Below are 19,469 nucleotides of genomic sequence, written 5' to 3'. Positions count from 1 at the left end.
TCTCCCGCCGGGCGGGCCACCGCGCTCCCCGGACGCGCCCGGGCGGAGGGGCGTCCGGGTCGGGGCCCGGGGTCTACAGCCCCAGGATCCGCTGGGCCTCCGCCCGCATCTCGACCTTGCGGATCTTCCCGGTGACCGTCATCGGGAACTCCTCGACCACGTGCACGTAGCGCGGGATCTTGAAGTGGGCGAGCCGGCCGGCGCAGTACGCGCGGACGGACTCGGCGGTGAGCGGCTCGGCGCCCTCCCGCATCCGGATCCAGGCCATCAGCTCCTCGCCGTACCTGGTGTCGGGCACGCCGATGACCTGGACGTCGAGGATGTCCGGGTGGGCGTGGAGGAACTCCTCGATCTCGCGCGGGTAGAGGTTCTCGCCGCCGCGGATCACCAAGTCCTTGATCCGGCCGGTGATGGCCAGGTAGCCGTCCTCGTCCATCACCGCGAGGTCCCCGGTGTGCATCCAGCGGGCGGCGTCGACGGCCTCGGCGGTGCGCTCGGGCTCGCCCCAGTAGCCGAGCATGACGGAGTAGCCGCGGGTGCACAGCTCGCCGGGTTCGCCGCGCGGGACGGTGCGGCCGGTGGCCGGGTCGACCACCTTGGCCTCCAGGTGCGGGCCGACCCGGCCCACCGTGGCGACCCTGCGCTCGACCGGGTCGTCGACCCGGGTCTGGGTGGAGACCGGCGAGGTCTCGGTCATGCCGTAGCAGATGGACACCTGCGTCATGCCCATCCGGCCGATGACCTCCTTCATCACCTCGCTCGGGCAGGGCGAGCCGGCCATGATGCCGGTGCGCAGGCTGCCGAGGTCGTAGCGGTCGAAGTCCGGGTCGGCCAGCTCGGCGATGAACATGGTCGGTACCCCGTACAGCGAGGTGCAGCGTTCGGCGGCGACGGCGGCCAGGGTGGCGCCGGGCTCGAAGGAGGGGGCGGGGATGACCGTGCAGGCGCCGTGCGAGGTGGCGGCCAGGTTTCCCATCACCATGCCGAAGCAGTGGTAGAAGGGCACCGGGATGCAGATCCGGTCCTGCTCGGTGTAGTTGAGCAGCTCGCCGACGAAGTAGCCGTTGTTGAGGATGTTGTGATGCGAGAGCGTCGCGCCCTTGGGGAAGCCCGTCGTCCCGGAGGTGTACTGGATGTTGATCGGGTCGTCGGGGGCCAACTCGCGCTGACGATCGGCGAGTCGGGAGGTGTCGGCCCGCCTGCCGGCGGCGGTCACGGCTTCCCAGGCGGGGCTGCCGAGCAGCAGGACGCGCTCCAGCTCCGGGCAGCGGTGGCGGACTTCCTCGATCATCCCGGCGTAGTCGGAGGTCTTGAAGCGCTCGGCGGCGACCAGCAGCCGGATGCCGGCCTGGTTGAGCACGTACTCCAACTCGTGCGAGCGGTAGGCCGGGTTGACCGTGACGAGGATCGCCCCGAGCTTGGCGGTGGCGTACTGGGTGAGCGTCCACTCGGCGCAGTTGGGGGCCCAGATGCCGACCCGGTCCCCCTTGGCGATCCCGAGCTCCAGCAGTCCGAGCGCCAGGGCGTCGACGTCCGCGGCGAGTTCGGCGTACGTCCAGCGGCGGGCGGTGGCCCGGTCGACCAGGGCGTCGCGCTCGGGGAAGGCGCGCACCGCGCGGTCGAGGTTCTCCCCGATGGTGTCGCCGAGCAGCGGGACGTCCGAGGTGCCGGAGGCGTAGCTGCGCGGGGTCGGCGTGGTCGGCACGGGCTGGCTCCTGGGGACGGCGGTGCGGGACGGGGACCATGGTCGCGGGCCCCGGCCCCGCGCCGCCACCCCCGAACGGGGGTGCGCACGCGGCGCTGGGGCCGGCCGTCGCGGTCGACGGACGGCCCCAGCGCACAGGGTCACTTGTTGATGCAGGTGTTGCCGGTGACCGGGTTGAGGAGCGAGATGATGCCGATCGAGTTCCCGCAGACGTTGGCCTCCAGGTTGATCGGAACCTGGATCACGTTGCCGGACAGGATGCCGGGCGAGCCGATGGCGGCACCGTTGGCGGTGGCCTCACCGGCGGAGGCGGTGCCGGCCCCGGCGAGGACCGCGGCCGCGGCGAGGGCGGTGGCGGCGAAGGTGGTACGCATACGCATTGCGTCACTCCTTGTGAGCAGAGCGGGTCGAAGTGTGACGATCACACCTCGCCCACGATCACAAGCGATCAGCTCCTCCGCACGCCGGATTGCCCCGTTCTAGGGCGTGTCGGCCTCCCGCCCCACCCGCGCCGCCACCGCGGGAGCGGCGACGTTCAGTGATTCCAGCAGCTCCCGGGCCGGATGAAGCCCGGGCTCGGCCGCCACCGCGCGGTGCAGCAGGCCGAGGGCGAGCGGCCCGTTCCCGGCCGCCAGGGCGTCCAGCGCCCGGTTGTAGTCGATCCGTCCGGCGTAACGCAGCCGGAACAGCACCGACAGATCCTCCCGGCAGGAGGGGCAGCGCAGGGTCTGCGGATCCGCCGGGACCCTGCACAGCGGACACGGCACCTCCGGCGCGTCCGGGATCCCCTGGACCCCCGGGGCCGCCGGGACCTCCGGCACCTGCGGGAAGGCCTCCACGGCGCTCATCGCGGCCCCGCCTCCTCGGGGCGGACCGGGCCGAGCGACTCCTGGGCCGGCTCGCTGCCCAGCTCCCGCTGCGCCTGCGCGTACAGGGCCAGCAGATTCGACATGTGGGTGTTGACCTCCGCCATGTTGGGCGCCTCCACCGCCTCGTCCAGCCCGCGCAGCTCGGCCATGATCAGCTGGCCCAGGGCGGGCGAGACCATGTTCTGGGTCACGTAGACGTTGCACATGGTCAGCATCCGCATGGTGTGCCCGAGCGCGTCGCACAGCTCGTCCGCCCGCTGGGCCGCGCGCACCGCGCCCTCCCAGTCGGCGGCCTCGCGGCGCAGCCGCAGCTCCGCGGCCACCGACCGCAACCGGTCCAGGTCGCTCGGATCGAGGTGCTTCTCGCAGTAGTGGATGAACAGGCTCAGGTACGCCTCCGAACCGCGCACCCAGCGCTGGGCCTTGAGCTGCTGCTGGGCCCGCTCCAGCGCCGCGTCCACCGACCGACCCCGGGTCTGCCCGGCCGCCAGGTCGTCCAGGCTGTCCATCAGCCGCTGCGCCTCGCGCATCTCGGCCTCGGTCAGCTCGCCGCCCCAGCGGTCGGTGAAGGACTCGATCTGCCGCTGCTGCTCCTCGACCTGCACCTTCAACTCGGGGTCGAGAGTGACCCGTTCCAGCTTGACGGTCTTCTCGGCGCCGCCCTGGATCCGCACCGACAGCGTGATGGTGCGGTCCCGGTCGAGGCCGAAGGAGACCTCCACCGGGGTGCGGCCGCCCAGGCCCTCGGGCAGCCGCAGGGTCAGGTGGCCGATCAACTCGTTCTGCTGGGCGATCTCGTGCTCGCCCTCGTAGACCGCGATCTCCAGCCGCTGCCGGCCGCTGCCGGAGACCACGAACTCCCGGCTGACCGGCGAACTCGTCGGGTAGCTGGTGTTCTTGGGGATGATGACGGCGAGGCGGCCGTCGTTCAGCTCGATGCCGAGGTTCTTCGGGGTGATGTCGAACGGGTTGGTGACCTGCGCCAGCTCGCCGCAGCCCGGGCAGACCTCGCAGCCGGGCGGGTTCACCAGGCCGCAGGAGGCGCAGCGCAGGCCCACGTCCTCGGCGGCGGTGCCGGCCACCTTGGTGTGGCCGGGGGCGGCCGAGTTGAGCGGCTCGCCGCACAGTTCGCAGGCGGTGACGCCGGGGGCGGCCGGGGTGCCGCAGCGCGGGCAGTTGCCGCCGTGCACCACGGCGGTGGCCCGGGTCTGCTGCGGGACCGTCGCGCCGGCCCCGGTGACGCCCGAACCGTCCAGCGCCCGCTCGCACTTGGGGCAGGCGGCGGCGTCGGCGTCGACCGGGATGTGGCAGGTCGGGCAGGAGACCCGGGCGCCGCCGAGCAGGGTGGTGGCGCAGTTGGCGCAGTTGGAGGCGGACAGGTCGCCGGGGGCCCGGCACTCGGGGCACTCCACCTCGCCGACCAGCGCGGACTGGACGGCCGCGCCGAGCGCCACGCACTGCATCGGGTTGACGCCGCGCCGGATCCGGCGCGGGCCGAAGACCTCGCCGAGCCGGCGGGCGACCAGCGGGATCGCGGTCGAGCCGCCGACCAGCACCACCTCGTCGATGTCCCCGACCGTCAGGTTGGCCTGCATGATGGCCTTGTGGGTCAGTTCGATGGTGCGCTCGATCCGGGCCTCGATCAGCTCCTCGAAGCGGGCCCGCTCGAACTCCGTCTCCAGCACCAGCTGCCCGGCGCCCAGGCCCGGCAGGATGACCTCGGAGGACTCCTGGTTGGAGAGCTCGATCTTGATGGTCTCGGCGGTGGCGGCGATCTTCGGACGGTCGCGCAGGTCGGGCTGGTACTCCGCGCCGTACTCCTCGCGGATGTCCTCCAGCAGCGCGGTGGTGATCCCGCGGTCGAAGTCGTCGCCGCCGAGCAGGTTGTCGCCCTCGATGCCGAGCACCGAGACCGAGCCGGGCACCAGCAGCAGGATGGAGATGTCGAAGGTGCCGCCGCCGAGGTCGTAGACCAGGACGGTCCGCCCCTCGTCGCCCGCCTCGGAGGTGATGCCGTAGGCGAGGGCGGCGGCGGTCGGCTCGTTGATGATCCGCAGCACGTGCAGGCCGGCCATCCGGCCCGCCTCCTGGGTGGCGGCGACCTGCCGCTCGCCGAAGTAGGCGGGGACGGTGATGACGGCGCGGTGGAAGGGCTCGCCGAAGCGCTGCTCGGCGTCCTCCTTGAGGCGGTGCAGGATGATCGCGGAGATCTCGATCGGGGTGTACGAGCGGCCGTTGAACCAGACGTTGACGTCGCCGTCGGTGCCCGCGGTGACCTTGTAGTCCACCTCCTTCAGGGCCGCCTGCACCTGCGGGTCCTTGAACTTGCGGCCCATGAAGCGCTTGACCGAGCGGATCACGTTGACGCCGTCGACGGCGATCCGGCTGCGCGCGGTGGAGCCCACCAGCAGCTCGCCCTTGCGGCCGCTGCCGACCACGGAGGGCGTGGCCTCCTGGTTCTGCCGGTTGAAGATGATCTCCGGCTCGCCCCGGCGCAGGTGGGCGACCACCGAGTTGGTGGTGCCCAGGTCGATGCCGAGTGTGCGGTACATGTCGTTCCCCTCTTGCCCCTCGTGGTCCTGGCTACTTCTTGCGCTTGGCCTGTTTGGCCTGCTTGGCCTGCTTGGCCACGGCCTTGCCCCGGCGGCGGGCCCGGGGCGGGGCCGCCTTGGGCTGGGCCCGGGTGATCGGGTCGACGGCGGCGGGCGCGGTCGCGGTCGCGAACGCGGGGGCGATGGCGGGCGGGACGGCCTCGGCGGCCTCGGCGGCCTCGGGCGTCTCCGGCGCCTCGGGCTCGACGGGTGCGGCGGTCCCGGCGGTCTCGGCGGCTTCGGTGACCTCGGTGGCTTCGGTGGCTTCGGTCGGCTCCGGCTCCGGGAGCGGCGGCGGGAAGTCCTCCGCCGCGGCCTCCACCGGCCCGTCCCCGGGCTCCGGCCGCGGATCCGGCTCCGGCGCGGCGACCACCACCTGGGCCCGGCGCAGCACTTCGTCCCCCCAGAAGAACCCGGTCACCACCGTCCGCACCACCGTTTCCGGCGCCACCCCGGCGCGGGGCTCGGTGCCCACGATCTCGGTCAGGTCCGGGTCCGCCGTCATGCCCTCCAGCCGCATCGGCCGCACCTTGGCCTTGGCAAGCTGCCCGAGCAACCGCCGCCGGGTGGCCTCCAGTCCGGCGCCGCGCCCGAGCGCCACCAGCTCGCGGTCCAGGCCGAGGGCGGCGAGCGCGTCGTCCACCTCGACCAGGATGCCCAGCAGTTCGCGCTGCTCGGCCCGGGCGGCCTGCTTCTGCTCCGTCAGCTTGCTCCCCAGCAGCGAGGCCCGGAAGAGCAGCCGGCCGAACGCCTGCTCCAGGTCGACGTCCTCGACGCCGGGCGGGATCTCCAGCCGCCGGCGGCCGTCGAGCGGGTCTGCGGCGGGCGCGCCGGTGGGTGCGTCGGCGGGCGGGTCGGCGGGCGGGTCGGCGGGCGCGCCGGTGGGTGCGTCGGCGAGCGAGTCGGCGGGCGCGCCGGTGGGTGCGTCGGTCATTCGGGAACCTCGATCTGCGGCAGCACGGACAGGTCCGCCGCGTAACGGGCGGGGACGGGCGGTTCGGGGTCGGCGCCGCCGGGGGCGGGCTCGGCGAAGTCGGCGGCCAGCTCGGCGCGGTGGAGGGCGGGAAGGGCGGCCGGCGGCAGCGGTGGGCGCTCGATCACCAGCAGCGGCTCGGCGAGCGCGGGGGCGAGCAGCTCGGCGGCCTGGTCGACCGGCTCGGGCGGGAGGGGCTGCTGGAGGTCCGCCTCCAGGCGCCGGTCCGGGTTGCGCAGCAGCGCGGCGGCCTCCTGGATCTGCTGGCGGGTGTACCGGCCGGCCCGCATCGCCGGTCCGACGGCGAGGTTGATCTCGCGCACGCCGGCCGTGAGCGGGATGCCCAGGACCTCGTACGGCGACGGTTCGTTCAGTGGCATGGCGGGCGGTCTCTCTCCTCGCGGTGTCGGGGACGGCTCGGGGTGGCGGCCCGGGTGACGGCCTGAGGCCGGCGGTCTGCGGTCTGCGGTCTGCGGCGTACGGTCTAGGACGACGTCAACTGCCGTGCGGTTGCCGTCAGTAGAGCGAGTTGATCCGCCGCTGCATGACGTGCAGCTCGACGTCGTCCGGGCTGTACTCGACGGCCTTGCGGGCCAGGTCCCGGGCCTCGCGCAGCTTTCGGGCATTGGCCTGCTGGACGGCGAAGGAGCCGTAGACGATGCCGAGTTCGCGGCGCAGCTTGTCGGTGTCCTCCGCGGTGCCGGACAGTTCGAGCGCCTCTTCCAGCAGCCGGATCGCCGCGCGGTAGCGGCGGCCCTCGTAGTGGCTGATGGCTTTGCCGCGCCAGACGCTGACCATCAGCCGGCGGATGTCGGTGGAGTCGTCGTAGGACCTGGCCCTCTGGAGCATCGCGGCCTGGTCGGTGAACGGCTGGTCCTCCATGCCGTCCACCACGTGGTTGGCGAGCATCACCGAGACCCGGCGCGGGGCCTCCTGCTCGACCCCGCCTTCCCATTCCGGGTCGGCGCGCAGCGCCTCGGCCATCCACTCGACGGCGCGCCGGCGGTCGTCGGCGAAGGCGGCCGAGCGGGCGAGCTGGCGCAGCACGAAGGCGAGGCCGAGCCGGTGGTCCGGATCGGGGTTGAGTTCGATCAGCGCCCGCCAGGCTTCGGCGGCCTCCACGAGTTCCGCGTCGGTGGCGTCGGCGTGGCTGAGCTGGCCGGCCCGGTTGCCGAGGGCGGCCTCCAGGAAGTGGCGGGCGGTCGGGTCGCCGGGTGCCAGCTCCAGGCTCTTCTCCAGCAGGGCGAGGGCGCGGGGGTAGTCCTTGTCCTCGTTGTTGATCTTGCGCGCCCACTGGGCGTAGGTGGCACCGAGGTCACCCTGCACCTCGGGGTCGTCGGGGGCCAACGCCAGGGCTTTCTCCAGGAGTTCGGCGGCCCCCGCCTGGTCGTCCAGGTTGTTCTTGAGCAGCGCGCGGGCCGCTCGCAGGCCGGACTCGGCGGCGATGACGGCGGCGTCGGCGGGCAGCCTGGCACCGGGGACGGACCGGGCGCGGGTGAGGCTCTCCAGGGCCTCGCGCCAGTCCTGGTTGCGGTGGTGCTCGCGGGCCTGGCTGACCAGGGACTCGCCGAGCAGCGACTGCCAGTCCTCGCCGCGCCGCTGTTCGGGCACCGCGTCCAGGGCGGCGACGGCGGCGGCCTGCCGGCCCTGGAGCTGCAGGTAGCGCTGCGCGCCGAGGTCGCCGAACAGGCCGAGGGCCCGGGTGGGCGCGGGCGCGTCGGGGCCGGCGGGCCGCCGCCAGGCCCGTACGGCCTGCTCGAAGGCCTCGGCCCAGCCCGGGAGTTCGGGATCGTCGCGGAGCAGCCCTTCGAGCGCGGGGCCGAGCGCGAGACGGCGGGCCGGGCGGCCGGGCAGGGTGATCCGGATGTCCTCCTGGGCGAAGGCGTCCGCGCAGTGCGCCTCCATGCCGAGGCGCAGCGTCCAGGCGGTGACCTCGTCGCCGCTGCGTCCGGCGGCCCGGTCCAGGGCGCGCAGGTCGTCGCGGAGGCGGTCGAGCAGGGCGGCGCGGGCGGCTGCCAGCCGCTGGGGTTCGGCGGTGCGGCCGGTGATCCGGGCGGACTCGGTCCACAGCTCGGGCTGGTGCAGGGCGGCGACCAGGCAGCCGAGCGTCCAGGCCCAGACCTCTTCGCCGGGGGAGTCGGGGGCACCGGGGGCGCCTGGGACGTCGGGGACGCCAGGCGCATCAGGGGTGCCGGAGGCGGCGAAGGCAGCGGCGGCGAGCCGGTAGCCGGCCAGGCCGAGGGCGTGCAGCAGCCGGGGGTGGGCCGGGTCCTTGACCAGCAGCTCTCGGTAGACCTCCCAGGCCTCGCGGTGGCGGCCGTCGAGGGCGGCCTGGTGCGCCTCGTGCTCGGCCAGCAGGACGAGTGCGCCGGCCGCCCGCTCGCGGCCCGGCAGCTCGTGTCCGGGGGCGAGTCGGAGCGCCTGGCGCAGGTCGACGGCGGCCGGGCCGAGCCGCCCGGCCGCGAGGGCTGCGCCCGCCCGGTGGACCAGGACGGCGGCGCGGGCCGTCCCGGCGTCCGCGGGCAGGCCGGCCAGGGCGTCGTCCAGCCGGCCGAGTTCGGCGCGCAGCAGGGCGAGGTCGAGCCGGACGGCCGCGGCGGCGGCGCCCTCGCCGAGCGCCTCGGCCCAGCGGGCGAGCACGGGTTCGGCTTCTTCGGGGGTGCCGGCCCGGCGGGCGCAGTCGAGGACGGCGCGCAGGGCGGGGGTGGCGCAGCGCACGCAGCGGGCCGAGCCGGCGGCCTCGGGGGTGTGCTGGTGGTCGGTGCAGGCCTCGCGGCCGCAGCCGCCGCAGGTGCCGGCGGCGGGGCGGTCGCAGAGCGCGCAGTCGCCGGTGGGCGCCGCGCCCGCCGCGGTGCCCGAGGCCAGGAAGTACCGGTACCAGTCCAGTGCGGCGGCCCAGTTGCCGGCCCGTTCGGCGAGCAGGGCGCGCAGTCGGGCGGTCGCCGGGTCACCGGCCGGGTCGGGCGGGCCGAGCAGGGCGATCGTCCGGGCCGGGCGTCCCGCCAGCAGGGCGACGGCGGCCAGGTGGTAGCGGTCGCGCAGGCCGCTGCCGGCGTCGAGCAGGGTGGTGACCGGCTCCGGGGTGCCCTCGGCCAGGGCGAGGGCGGCCCGCAGCCGGGCCTGGCGGTGGGTGAGGGCGCCGGGCAGGGTGTCGGCGAGGGCGAGCGCGGCGGCGGCGCGGGCGCGCGGTTCGGCGTGGTCCCGGCCGGTGACCAGCAGGTGGGCGGCCTCGCGCAGGGCGGCTTCGCGCAGGGCGGCCCGGTAGCCGGGGGCGGCCGGGTGGTCGGCGGTGGCCTGCTGCCAGAGTTCGCGGGCGGCCGTCGGGTCGGTGGCCAGGCGGGTGCGGGCGAGCCGGTCGCGGGCCAGGGCCCGGCGGGGGCCCAGGTCCTCGTCGTCGAGCGACTCCCAGCGGGCGAGGGCGCCGGCCGGGTCGTCGGCGCGGGCGCGGGCGAGGCCGTGGTGGAAGGCGGCGACGGCGGTCCAGCGGCTTCCGGGTTCGGTGTCGGCCTCGGCGCGCAGGACCGGCTCGGCCTGTTCGGCCTGGCCGGCGGCGAGCAGGGCGGCGCCGAGCCGGACCCTGGCGGGGCGCCAGTCGGGGGCCCCGCCGAGGCCGGCCCGGTAGTCGGCGGCGGCCTCGGCGGGGCGTTCGGCCCGCTCGTGCACCAGGGCGAGGCCGAACCGGGCCGGGGCGAAGTCGGGCCGGACGGTCAGGGCGGCGGTGAACTGCTCCCGGGCCGGTTCGTCGGCACCGAGCAGCAGGGCGAGCCGGCCGAGGGCGTAGCGGGGGCGGGGGTCGGTCGGGCTCTCGCCGGCGGCGGCGGCGAGGTCGGCCCAGGCCTCCTCGGTGGCGCCGAGGCGCTGGCGGGCCAGGCCGCGGAAGAGCAGGCTGTCGGTGCGCAGGGCCGGGCCGCGCCCCCACGGGGAGGGTTCGCCGGGGCCGCGGCGCAGGGCCTCGTCGAAGGCGGTGACGGCGGGTCGGTCGCGGTGCAGGGTGTAGAGCTGGGCGCCCCAGCGGAACCAGAGTTCGCCGCTGCCGGTGGGGGCGGCGGCGGCGAGCAGGGCCTCGGCGTCGGCGGCCCGGTCGGTGGCGCACAGCAGGGCGGCCCGGGCGAGCACGGGCCAGTCCCGGCCGGGCAGGGCGGCGAGGGCGGCGGCGGTGACGTGTTCGCGCTGGTCGGGGGCGCCTTCGCGGCAGCGGTGCTGCAGCCAGTCGACGGTGCGGGCGGCGGCTTCGGCCTCCTCGCCGGGCTCGGCGCCCGCGGCGGTGGCCCGGAGGAAGGCGAGCAGCGGGCCGAGGTCGCCCTCGGGGGCCCGCATCCGTTCCTCGGCGAGGCGGCGCAGGCTCCACCGGGGCAGCTGCCGGGCCGGGTCGGCGAGCAGCGGGTAGGCCTCGCGGTGCAGGGCGAGGGTGGCCTGCTGGTCGCCGGTGGGAACGGTGGCGTCGGCCTGGCCGAGCAGGGCGAGGCCGCGCTGCGGGCGCAGTTCCTCGGGGGCGTCGGCGAGTCGGCGGGCCAGCCGGGCGTAGCGGCGGCGGGCCTGGGCGGCCCGGCCGGCGGCGAGCCGTTCGGCGGCCGCGGCCAGGGCCTTCGTCACCGCCTGGGCGTCCAGGGTCCGTCGGCGGCGGGCCAGGACGACGGCGACCGCACCGGCCAGCGCCAGCACGACCAGTAGCACCGCTATCAGTGCCATGCACCGTCCCCCTGTGTTCGGACACCGACCATCGCATGATCAACTGTCTTTGGGCGATCATGAGTTGACGTCGTGTCGTGATGTTGCCCGGGCGCCATCAGAATAGGCCCTCGATCGGACGGACGAACAGGAAAGAGCACTATCCTGGGCATCGCGTCGCCGGCGGAACGGCAGCACGGCAGCGGCTCAACAGCAGCGCGCCAACAGCGCGTCCACAGCGGTCAGTAGCGTCGGGGGTCGTGTGTCGGAGTCGCGTTGGGTGCCCGGGCTCCGGTTCGGGCCGGAGTTCGACCCGGAGCAGTACGAGCTCCTGGAGTTCCACCACCGGGGCGGTGAGGCCGAGGTGTGGCGGGCGGTTCGCACCGGACACAACGGGCGCAAGGAGCTGGTCGCCGCCAAGATCATGCTGGAGCGCGACCCGACCGAGGTGCGGCGCTGGCTCGGCCGCTGGGACGACGTCTCGCACAACGCGCACCGGCTGGGCGTCACCGACCTGGTGGTGCCCAGCTTCCTGCTCGGCCCCTCCCCGCACCGGCCCGGAACCCCGCCCGGCGGCGCGCTGCTGGGCTACCAGATCTCGCCCTGGGTCGAGGGCGCGCCGCTGCACACCTGGGCGCGCGGCCAGCGCGGCGGCCCGTCGGCGGTGGCGGAGGTGCTGACCCGGCTCTGCCGGATCGTCGACGAGCTGCACCGCAAGCGCTGGGTGCACCGTGACATCTCCCCCGCCAACGTCCTGGTGGACGGCCAGGGGCAGGTCAAGCTGATCGACCTGACCTTCCTCGCCCCGCTGGACCACACCCTGACGGTCGCGGTGTTCACCCCCGGGCACGTCCCGCCGGAGGCCGAGCAGGTGGGCGGCTTCCCGACCACCGCCAAGGACCTGTTCGCGGTCGGCACCCTCGCCCGCACCCTGCTGCTGCCCGACCACGGCCGGCTGGACCACCGGCTGGCCGCCGAGCAGGCCCGCGCCGAACTGCTGGCCGCGGGCTACGGCGAGGAGTTGGCGCGCTGGGCCTGCGAGCCGCTGGCCCGCGAGCCGGACCGCCGTCCCTCCCCGCTCGGCCCGTGGGCCGCCAGGGGCCGCGAACTGCTGCGCGGCCACCGGCCGGTGGCCCGCACCGCGGGCCTGGCCGTGCTGCCCGACCCGGCCGGGCGGCCGCTGGTGGTCACCGGCGGCGCCGACGGCACCGCGCTGACCGGGCCGGGCAGCCGCGACCGGCGCCTTCCTGCCGGCCAGGGCCTCTCCGCCGTACGGGAGTTGAGCGCCGGCTGGGCCGGCCCCCAGGCCGAGCTGGTGGTCTGCGCCGAGGACCGCGGCGGCACCCTGTGGGTCGGTACGGCGACCGGCTGGTGGGAGGCGGCGCGCGGGGTCAACGGCCTGGCGGGCGCGGTCGGTTCGTCCGGGGAGATGACGGTCTGGACGGCGGCCGGCGGCGCGCTGCGCTCCTACCGCTGGGCCCCCGGCCGCACCCTGACCGGGCAGGAACACCCCGGCTGCCCGGCCGACCGGGTGCTCGCCGCCGAGGAGGAGCGGCCCGGTGCCTGGCTGCTGCTGGTCGAGCACCGCGAGCGGGTGCTGAGCTGGCGGCCCGGCGCCGCCCGGCCGCCCGTCCCGGTGGGCCCGGCCGGGCCGCTGCGCGCCGGGGCGCTGGCCCGCACCTCCGCCGGACCGCAGGCCGCCACTCTGCGGGCGGACGGCTCGGTCCAGTTGCACACCCTCGGCGCGGCCGGGGCGGGCACCGAGATCGGCGACGGCGAGCCCTCGCTCGGCATCGCCATGGTGGGCCACCGCGGCGGCCCGACCGTCGCACTGGCCGGCGCTGGCGGCGTACGGCTGCGGCTGCCGGCCGGCGGCGCCTCCCGTCGGCCGCGCTGGTGGCGGCCCACGCTGCGCCCGGCCACCCGGGTCGCGCTGGCCATGGGCGACGACTGGCGGCTGTGCCTGGCGGCGGTGGTGGAGGGCGAGTTGCAGGTGTGGCAGGAGGACGCGGCGTACCGCTGGCAGGCGGTGGGGCTGCCGGAGGACTGATCGGCCGGACCGACGCCGAGGCCCCGGAACCCTTTGCGGGGTTCCGGGGCCTCGGCCCGGCGGTGGGGAGTGGCTCGGGTCCTCGGCGCCTCGGCGCCCGGACGGACGCGGGGCCCCCGCGGAAGCGCGGACGAGGCGGAGGCGGAGGGGGCCGCTCAGCGGAAGCGGCGCAGCCGGAGGCTGTTGCCGACCACGAAGACCGAGGAGAAGGCCATCGCGGCCCCCGCGATCATCGGGTTGAGCATCCCGGCCGCGGCCAGCGGCAGGGCGGCGACGTTGTAGCCGAAGGCCCAGAACAGGTTGCTCTTGATGGTGCCGAGGGTCCTGCGGGAGAGCCGGATGGCGTCCGCCGCGGCCAGCAGGTCGCCGCGGACCAGGGTGAGGTCGCCGGCCTCGATGGCGGCGTCGGTGCCGGTGCCCATCGCCAGGCCCAGGTCGGCCTGGGCGAGCGCGGCGGCGTCGTTGACGCCGTCGCCGACCATCGCCACGACCTTGCCCTCGGCCTGCAGCCGCTTGACGGTGTCGACCTTGTCCTGCGGCATGACCTCGGCGATCACGTGCTCCGGCGCGATGCCGACCTCGGCCGCCACGGCCTCGGCGACCAGCCGGTTGTCGCCGGTCAGCAGCACCGGGGTCAGACCCAGTGCGCGCAGCTTGCCGATCGCCTCGGCGCTGGTCGGCTTGACCGCGTCGGCGACCTCCAGCACGGCCCGCGCCTCGCCGTCCCAGCCGACCGCGATCGCGGTGCGGCCGGCCGCCTCGGCGGTGCGCTTGGCCTCGGCCAGCGTCTCGGGCAGGTGCTGCGACCACGCGTTCAGCAGGGCCTCCCGGCCGGCCACCACGGCGTGGCCGTCCACCACGCCCTGGACGCCCAGGCCCGGGACGTTCTCGAAGCCCTCGACGGCGGGCAGTTCGCCGGCCTTGGCGGCGGCGGTGGCGATCGCCCGGGCGATCGGGTGCTCGGAGGCGTGCTCCAGGGCGCCGGCCAGGCGCAGCACCTCGGCCCGGTCCACGCCCTCGGCGGTGTGCACCGCGAGCAGGGTCATCTGGCCGGTGGTGACGGTGCCGGTCTTGTCCAGGACGATGGTGTCGACCTTGCGGGTGGACTCCAGCACCTCCGGGCCCTTGATCAGGACGCCCAGTTGGGCGCCGCGGCCGGTGCCGACCAGCAGGGCGGTCGGGGTGGCCAGGCCGAGGGCGCACGGGCAGGCGATGATCAGCACGGCCACCGCTGCCGTGAAGGCGGCGGTCCAGCCCTCGCCGGTGCCCAGCCAGTAGCCGAGGGTGGCCACCGCGAGGGTGATCACGATCGGCACGAAGACCGCGGAGATCCGGTCGGCGAGGCGCTGCGCGGCGGCCTTGCCGTTCTGCGCGTCCTCGACCAGCCTGGCCATCCGGGACAGCTGGGTGTCGGCGCCGACCCGGGTGGCCTCGACCACCAGGCGCCCGCCCGCGTTGACGGTGGCACCGGTGACGGCGTCCCCGACCCCGACCTCGACCGGGACGGACTCGCCGGTCAGCATCGAGGCGTCCACGGCCGAGGCACCCTCGACCACCACACCGTCGGTGGCGATCTTCTCGCCCGGCCGGACCACGAAGCGGTCGCCCACCGCGAGGTCCGCGATCGGGATGCGCAGTTCGGTTCCGCCGCGCAGCACCGTCACGTCCTTGGCGCCCAGTTCCAGCAGCGCCTTGAGCGCGGCCCCGGCGGTGCGCTTGGAGCGCGCCTCGAAGTAGCGGCCGGCCAGGATGAAGGCGGTGACGCCGGCCGCCGCCTCCAGGTAGATGTTGGACGAGCCGTCGCTGCGGCCGATGGTGAACTCGAAGCCGTGCCGCATGCCCGGCATCCCGGCGTCGCCGAGGAACAGCGCCCACAGCGACCAGAGGAACGCGGCGAGGGTGCCGAGCGAGACCAGGGTGTCCATGGTCGCGGCGCCGTGCCGGGCGTTGGTGAACGCGGCCCGGTGGAACGGCCAGGCGGCGTAGGTGACGACCGGGGCGGCGAGGGTCAGCGACAGCCACTGCCAGTTGTCGAACTGGAGGGCCGGCACCATCGCCATCGCGATCACCGGGACCGCGAGCGCCACCGCGGTGAACAGCCGCTGGCGCAGCGGGGCCAGTTCGTCGGCCGGCCCGGACCGCTCGGCGTCCGCGCCGCCTGCCGCGGCCGGGGGCGCGGGCAGCGCGGCGGTGTAGCCGGTGGCCTCGACGGTGGCGATCAGGTCGGCGACCTCGACCCCGCCCTCGAAGGAGACCTTCGCCTTCTCGGTGGCGTAGTTGACGCTGGCGGTGACCCCGTCCATCCGGTTGAGCTTCTTCTCGATGCGGGCCGCGCAGGAGGCGCACGTCATTCCGCCGATCGAGAGTTCCACCTCCGCGGAGGCGGGTGCCTGGGTAGTCATCGTCGCTCCTCGTGACGTCGTCGTGCGGTACGTTCGGCGGCCGGGCCTTCATACCTAGGAGGGGTATCGGGCGGTGCCGGGTTCATTTATACCCCCGAGGGGTATCGACCGCAAGGGTTGAGCGATACCCCTGGCAGGTATTTTTCCGGGACGGCGACCGCTTGACTCGATACCCCCATGGGGTATTCACTCAAGGCATCGAACCCCGCGGAACCCCGAGGAGGACCCCATGGCCGGCTACCACGACGACAAGGACCGGCTGCTGCGCCGACTGCGCCGCGTCGAGGGCCAGATCCGCGGCCTCCAGCGCATGGTCGACACCGACACCTACTGCATCGACACGCTCACCCAGGTCTCGGCCGCCACCAAGGCCCTCCAGTCGGTCGCCCTGCAGCTGCTCGACTCCCACCTCGCCCACTGCGTCCACGACGCCATCGCGGCCGGCGGCGCCGAGGCGGACGCCAAGGTCGCCGAGGCCACGCAGGCCATCGCCCGGCTCATGCGGGCCTGAGCGCCCGCCCCACCCCCCTTTCGCTCCGCGCCACGAGGAGAAACCGCGTCATGAACACCCCGCTGCGCATCACCGCCTTCGCCGCCGGACTCGCCGCCGCCTTCGGCCTCGCCCTCGGCGTCGGCCACGCCACCGGCAGCGGCGGCCCCTCCCCCGTCCCCGCCATGGCCGGGCACGCGGGGCACACCGAGGAGTCGGGCGGCGGCGCCGAGCACCCGCCCGGCGGGCTCCAGATCTCCGAGCGCGGCTACACGCTCAGCGTCGAGAACCCTTTCGTGACCGCCGGCTCCCCCACCGACCTGCGCTTCCGCATCCTCGGCAGCGACGGCAAACCCGTCACCGCCTACCAGCAGGAGCATGAGAAGGACCTGCACCTGATCGTCGCCCCGCGCGACCTGTCGACCTTCCAGCACCTGCACCCGACCCTGGCCGCCGACGGCACCTGGAGCGCCCGGACCGCCGTCCCCGCCGCCGGGGAGTACCGGGTCCTCGCGGACTTCACCCCGGCCGGCACCGCCGAGGGACTCACCCTCGGCGCCGACCTGCACGCCGCGGGCGACCTGCGGCCCGCCCCGCTGCCGGAGACCGGACGGACCGTCACGGTCGACGGCTACACCGTCACCCTGGGCGGCGACCTCACGCCCGGGCGCAGCGGCAGGCTGACCCTGAGCGTCAGCAAGGACGGCAGGCCCGTCACCGACCTCCAGCCCTACCTCGGCGCGTACGGCCACCTCGTCGCGCTGCGCGCCGGCGACCTCGCCTACCTGCACGTCCACCCGGACACCGGCGCCCCGGGCCCGGAGATCGGCTTCACCACCACCGCCCCGAGCACCGGCGGCTACCGCCTCTTCCTGGACTTCAAGCACCAGGACACCGTCCGCACGGCGGCCTTCACCGTGACGACGGACGGCGCCGCCGAGACCCCGGCCCCCGCCGACCACCAGCACTGAGCGGGCCCGTCCGCAGGGTGCCGGACGACCCCGCGCGCCGACCGCCCCGCTCCTACGGCCGCGGGCCGCCGGTCCGCGTCAGCGGGAGCAGCCGATCCCCCAGGCCGCGGCCCGGGCCGCGGCGGCCGCACGGTTGGGGAGGTCGAGCTTGGCGAGGATGTGCTCGATGTGGGTCCCCACCGTGCGCGGCGTGATGTACAGCCGCTCGGCGATCTCCCGGTTGGTGCGGCCGGCCGTCAGTTCGGCCAGGACCTGGAGCTCCCGGGGCGAGAGTCCGCCGGGCCGGGACGACGCGGGCAGGACGGCCGCGGGCGCGTCCTCGGGCCGCGAGGCCGCCCGGGGGGCGACGGCCGCGGCGAGCGCCTCGCTGAGCAGGGTGACCACGGCCCGGGCGGGATCGGGCGCGCGCCGCGGCCGACGGGTGCTCACGTTCAGCATCCCGACGTACCGGCCGTCGACGGCGAACAGGCACTGGGCCACGCCGTCCTCGATGCCGAGGGGGCGCAGCACCTCCCGGAAGCCCGGGGAGGCCGCGAGGAGCCGCCCGGGGACATCCCCGAGCCACAGGCCGCCCCGGGCCGGACTGCGGAGCACGGGGAACACCGGATCGTGGTGCAGGCGGGTCTCGATGTACGCGGTGGCGTCGTCCGGGTAGCTCCCGGCCAGGGTGGTGTGGTGCCCGCGCAGCGGATCCCACCGGGCCAGGGAGGCGTGGTCGTACTCCATCACCTCCGACAGCGCCGCCAGGACCGCGTCGAGGCCGGTCGTACCGGCCGCGGCACCCCTGGCGGCCTCGCGGACCCGGACGGCCGCGTCCAGGATGTCCGTCCCGTTGCGTTCCGCCCCGCTTCGCTCCGCCGCCACCGTCCAAGGATGATCATGTGCCCGGAGTTACGTCAATCGCGCAGGGCGTCGTGCACGATCCGCCCGTCCATGACGGTGAGGACGACGGGCATCGTCGGGATGTCGCGGGGGTCGGCGGCGAGCAGGTCCCCGTCGAGCACGCACAGGTCCGCGGCCTTGCCCGGCTCCAGGGAGCCCTTCCAGTCGTCGGCGAAGTCCTGCCAGGCCGCGTCGATCGTGTAGGTGCGCAGCGCCTCGGCCAGGCCGATGCGCTGCTCGGGGCCGCTGACCCGGCCGGCGGCCTTGGACTCGCGCAGCATCATGGTGGCGACGCCCTGGCGCCAGTCCGGGTGGGTGACGGGCGCGTCGGATCCGCTCGTGACCCGCACGCCGGCGTCGACGGCGTCGCGGTAGGGCCAGGCGTACGCGGCCCGCTCGGCGCCGACGAGTTCCTCCTCCATGTCGGCGACGGTCCACTTGATGGTGGGGTTCATGTTGACGCCGAAGCCGTGCGCGGCCAGCACCTCCATGCTGTGCGCGGTGAGGAAGTCGCCGTGGATGACGTAGTGGCGGGCGTCGGGCCGCGGGTGCTCGGCCATGGCCGCGGCGAAGGCGTCCGCGACGGTGTCGATGGCCCGGTCGCCGGTGACGTGGACGCCCAGCTGGTGCCCGGCGGTGTGGGCGAGCCGGATCATGGCCCCGATCCCGGCGGTCCGCTCGCTGTCGGTGTCGCCGCCGACGCACAGGGAGCCGCAGCCGCCGCCGACGTACGGCTCGTGCATCCAGGCCGTCCTGTTGGGGACGATGCCGTCGGCGAAGACCTTGACCCCGTGGACCGCGAGGCGGCGCGGGTCCGTGTCGCCGGGCTCACCGAGGGCGGCGAGGCCGCGGGCGAACTCCTCGGTGGTGCTCGCCATGCCGGTGGGCAGCAGCAGGACGCCGACGCGGGCGGTCAGTTCGTCGTCGGCCAGCAGTCGGCGGTACACGTCGAGGGTCTCCTCGCCGAGCGCGCCCCGCATGATGCCCTCGCCGCCGGGGCCGAGCCCGGGCTCCGTGTAGCTGGTCACGCCGAGCCGGGCGAGGGTGGCGAGGGTCGTCCTGATCGCATCGGTCCGCTCCTGCCGGCCGAGCGGCGGCAGCGCGTTCCGGACGAGGGCCTGGGCCCCCTCGTGGAGCAGCCCGGTGAGCTCCCCCGCCTCGTCCACCACGACGGCTCCGCCGGGTGGGGCGACGGTGTTCCGGTCGATCCCGATGAGCTCCAGGGCCTTGGAGTTGACCCAGGTGGCGTGTCCGGAGAAGGAGTACAGCACGACGGGGTGGTCCGGGCTCACGGCGTCGAGGTCGTGCCGCGAGGGCTGCCGCGACGGATCCAGGAGGCACTCGTCGAGGTACCCGGTGTCCCAGCCGTGCCCCGTGGTCCACTGCCCGGCCGGGGTGCGTCCGACGGCCTCCCGCACCGCCTCGGCCACGTCCCCGAGCGAGGACACCGCGGGGTGGCCGAGGTCGAGGGAGAGCGGCGGCGTCGCCATGCCGAAGGCGCATCCGTGCAGGTGGGAGTCGTTGATGCCGGGAAGCAGCGTCGCCCCCCGCAGGTCGACGACCCGGGTGCGGGGCCCGATGAGCGGCGCGACGTCCTCCTTTCCGCCGACGGCGCTGATGACCGCACCGGTCACCGCCAGGGCCGAGGCGACCGAGAAGTCCGCGTCGACCGTGACCACCCGCCCGCCGAGAAACACCAGATCCGCATACGCCGCACACGTGTCCACAGGACGTCCTTTCGGGAACCGGGCGCACCGCGGCCACCCGCGGACGCTCCTGTCAGGACTATGGCCGCGCCCCCGCCGCCCGCACATCGGTCATCCCACCGATGCGCGCGGGCCCGGCGAGGTGGGCGGGGCCAGTACGGC

The 19,469-nt window shown here is 75.3% G+C and carries 13 protein-coding genes; 3 read left to right on the top strand and 10 right to left on the bottom strand.

Going from position 1 to position 19,469, the window contains the following annotated elements:
- Positions 1-73: 73 nt before the first annotated feature.
- The 7 genes from ACFWJ4_RS26205 to ACFWJ4_RS26175 form a co-directional block, all read right to left on the bottom strand.
- Positions 74-1,705, bottom strand: a complete 1,632-nt coding sequence (locus tag ACFWJ4_RS26205; protein WP_380547608.1) for an AMP-binding protein — start codon at positions 1,703-1,705, stop codon at positions 74-76.
- 140 nt (positions 1,706-1,845) lie between these two features.
- Positions 1,846-2,085 (bottom strand): chaplin, encoded by a 240-nt coding sequence (locus ACFWJ4_RS26200; protein ID WP_380547606.1) that lies wholly within the window; start codon positions 2,083-2,085, stop codon positions 1,846-1,848.
- Positions 2,086-2,184: 99 nt separating this feature from the next.
- On the bottom strand, positions 2,185-2,553 hold the full coding sequence (locus tag ACFWJ4_RS26195; protein ID WP_380547603.1) for a hypothetical protein: 369 nt from the start codon (positions 2,551-2,553) through the stop codon (positions 2,185-2,187).
- Positions 2,550-5,126 carry an Hsp70 family protein gene (locus ACFWJ4_RS26190; protein ID WP_380547601.1) on the bottom strand — a complete coding sequence of 859 codons (2,577 nt, stop codon included), beginning with the start codon at positions 5,124-5,126 and terminating at the stop codon, positions 2,550-2,552. The genes ACFWJ4_RS26195 and ACFWJ4_RS26190 overlap by 4 nt, the downstream gene beginning before the upstream one ends.
- 31 nt (positions 5,127-5,157) lie before the next feature.
- Positions 5,158-6,099 (bottom strand): nucleotide exchange factor GrpE, encoded by a 942-nt coding sequence (locus ACFWJ4_RS26185; RefSeq protein WP_380547598.1) that lies wholly within the window; start codon positions 6,097-6,099, stop codon positions 5,158-5,160.
- A complete protein-coding gene (locus ACFWJ4_RS26180) occupies positions 6,096-6,518 on the bottom strand; it encodes a hypothetical protein (protein ID WP_359905463.1) in 423 nt (140 codons plus the stop codon). Before ACFWJ4_RS26180 ends, ACFWJ4_RS26185 begins: the two co-directional genes overlap by 4 nt.
- Positions 6,519-6,654: 136 nt before the next feature.
- A complete protein-coding gene (locus ACFWJ4_RS26175) occupies positions 6,655-10,827 on the bottom strand; it encodes a hypothetical protein (protein ID WP_380547595.1) in 4,173 nt (1,390 codons plus the stop codon).
- A gap of 241 nt (positions 10,828-11,068) precedes the next feature.
- On the opposite strand from ACFWJ4_RS26175, the gene ACFWJ4_RS26170 reads away from it, so the two are divergent.
- On the top strand, positions 11,069-12,856 hold the full coding sequence (locus ACFWJ4_RS26170; protein WP_380547592.1) for a serine/threonine protein kinase: 1,788 nt from the start codon (positions 11,069-11,071) through the stop codon (positions 12,854-12,856).
- A 155-nt stretch (positions 12,857-13,011) separates the two neighbouring features.
- Here ACFWJ4_RS26170 and ACFWJ4_RS26165 read toward each other — a convergent pair whose 3' ends face one another.
- Positions 13,012-15,258 (bottom strand): heavy metal translocating P-type ATPase, encoded by a 2,247-nt coding sequence (locus ACFWJ4_RS26165; RefSeq protein ID WP_380547589.1) that lies wholly within the window; start codon positions 15,256-15,258, stop codon positions 13,012-13,014.
- Between the two features lie 184 nt (positions 15,259-15,442).
- On the opposite strand from ACFWJ4_RS26165, the gene ACFWJ4_RS26160 reads away from it, so the two are divergent.
- Positions 15,443-15,769 (top strand): metal-sensitive transcriptional regulator, encoded by a 327-nt coding sequence (locus tag ACFWJ4_RS26160; protein ID WP_380547638.1) that lies wholly within the window; start codon positions 15,443-15,445, stop codon positions 15,767-15,769.
- 50 nt (positions 15,770-15,819) lie between these two features.
- A complete protein-coding gene (locus ACFWJ4_RS26155; protein WP_380547587.1) occupies positions 15,820-16,719 on the top strand; it encodes a hypothetical protein in 900 nt (299 codons plus the stop codon).
- Between the two features lie 78 nt (positions 16,720-16,797).
- Here the strand turns inward: ACFWJ4_RS26155 and ACFWJ4_RS26150 are convergent, their stop codons facing one another.
- Together ACFWJ4_RS26150 and ACFWJ4_RS26145 are read right to left on the bottom strand one after the other, a co-directional pair.
- Complete coding sequence (locus ACFWJ4_RS26150; protein ID WP_380547584.1) at positions 16,798-17,583, bottom strand: LuxR C-terminal-related transcriptional regulator; 786 nt, start codon at positions 17,581-17,583, stop codon at positions 16,798-16,800.
- Positions 17,584-17,615: 32 nt separating this feature from the next.
- Positions 17,616-19,298, bottom strand: a complete 1,683-nt coding sequence (locus ACFWJ4_RS26145; protein ID WP_380547581.1) for an amidohydrolase — start codon at positions 19,296-19,298, stop codon at positions 17,616-17,618.
- Positions 19,299-19,469 lie beyond the last annotated feature (171 nt).

The sequence above is a fragment of the Kitasatospora sp. NPDC127067 genome (assembly GCF_042724755.1).
Taxonomy (GTDB): domain Bacteria; phylum Actinomycetota; class Actinomycetes; order Streptomycetales; family Streptomycetaceae; genus Kitasatospora; species Kitasatospora lactacystinica.
The sequence above is the reverse complement of the archived record's forward strand: the minus strand, read 5'-3'. Positions and strand labels throughout refer to the sequence as shown.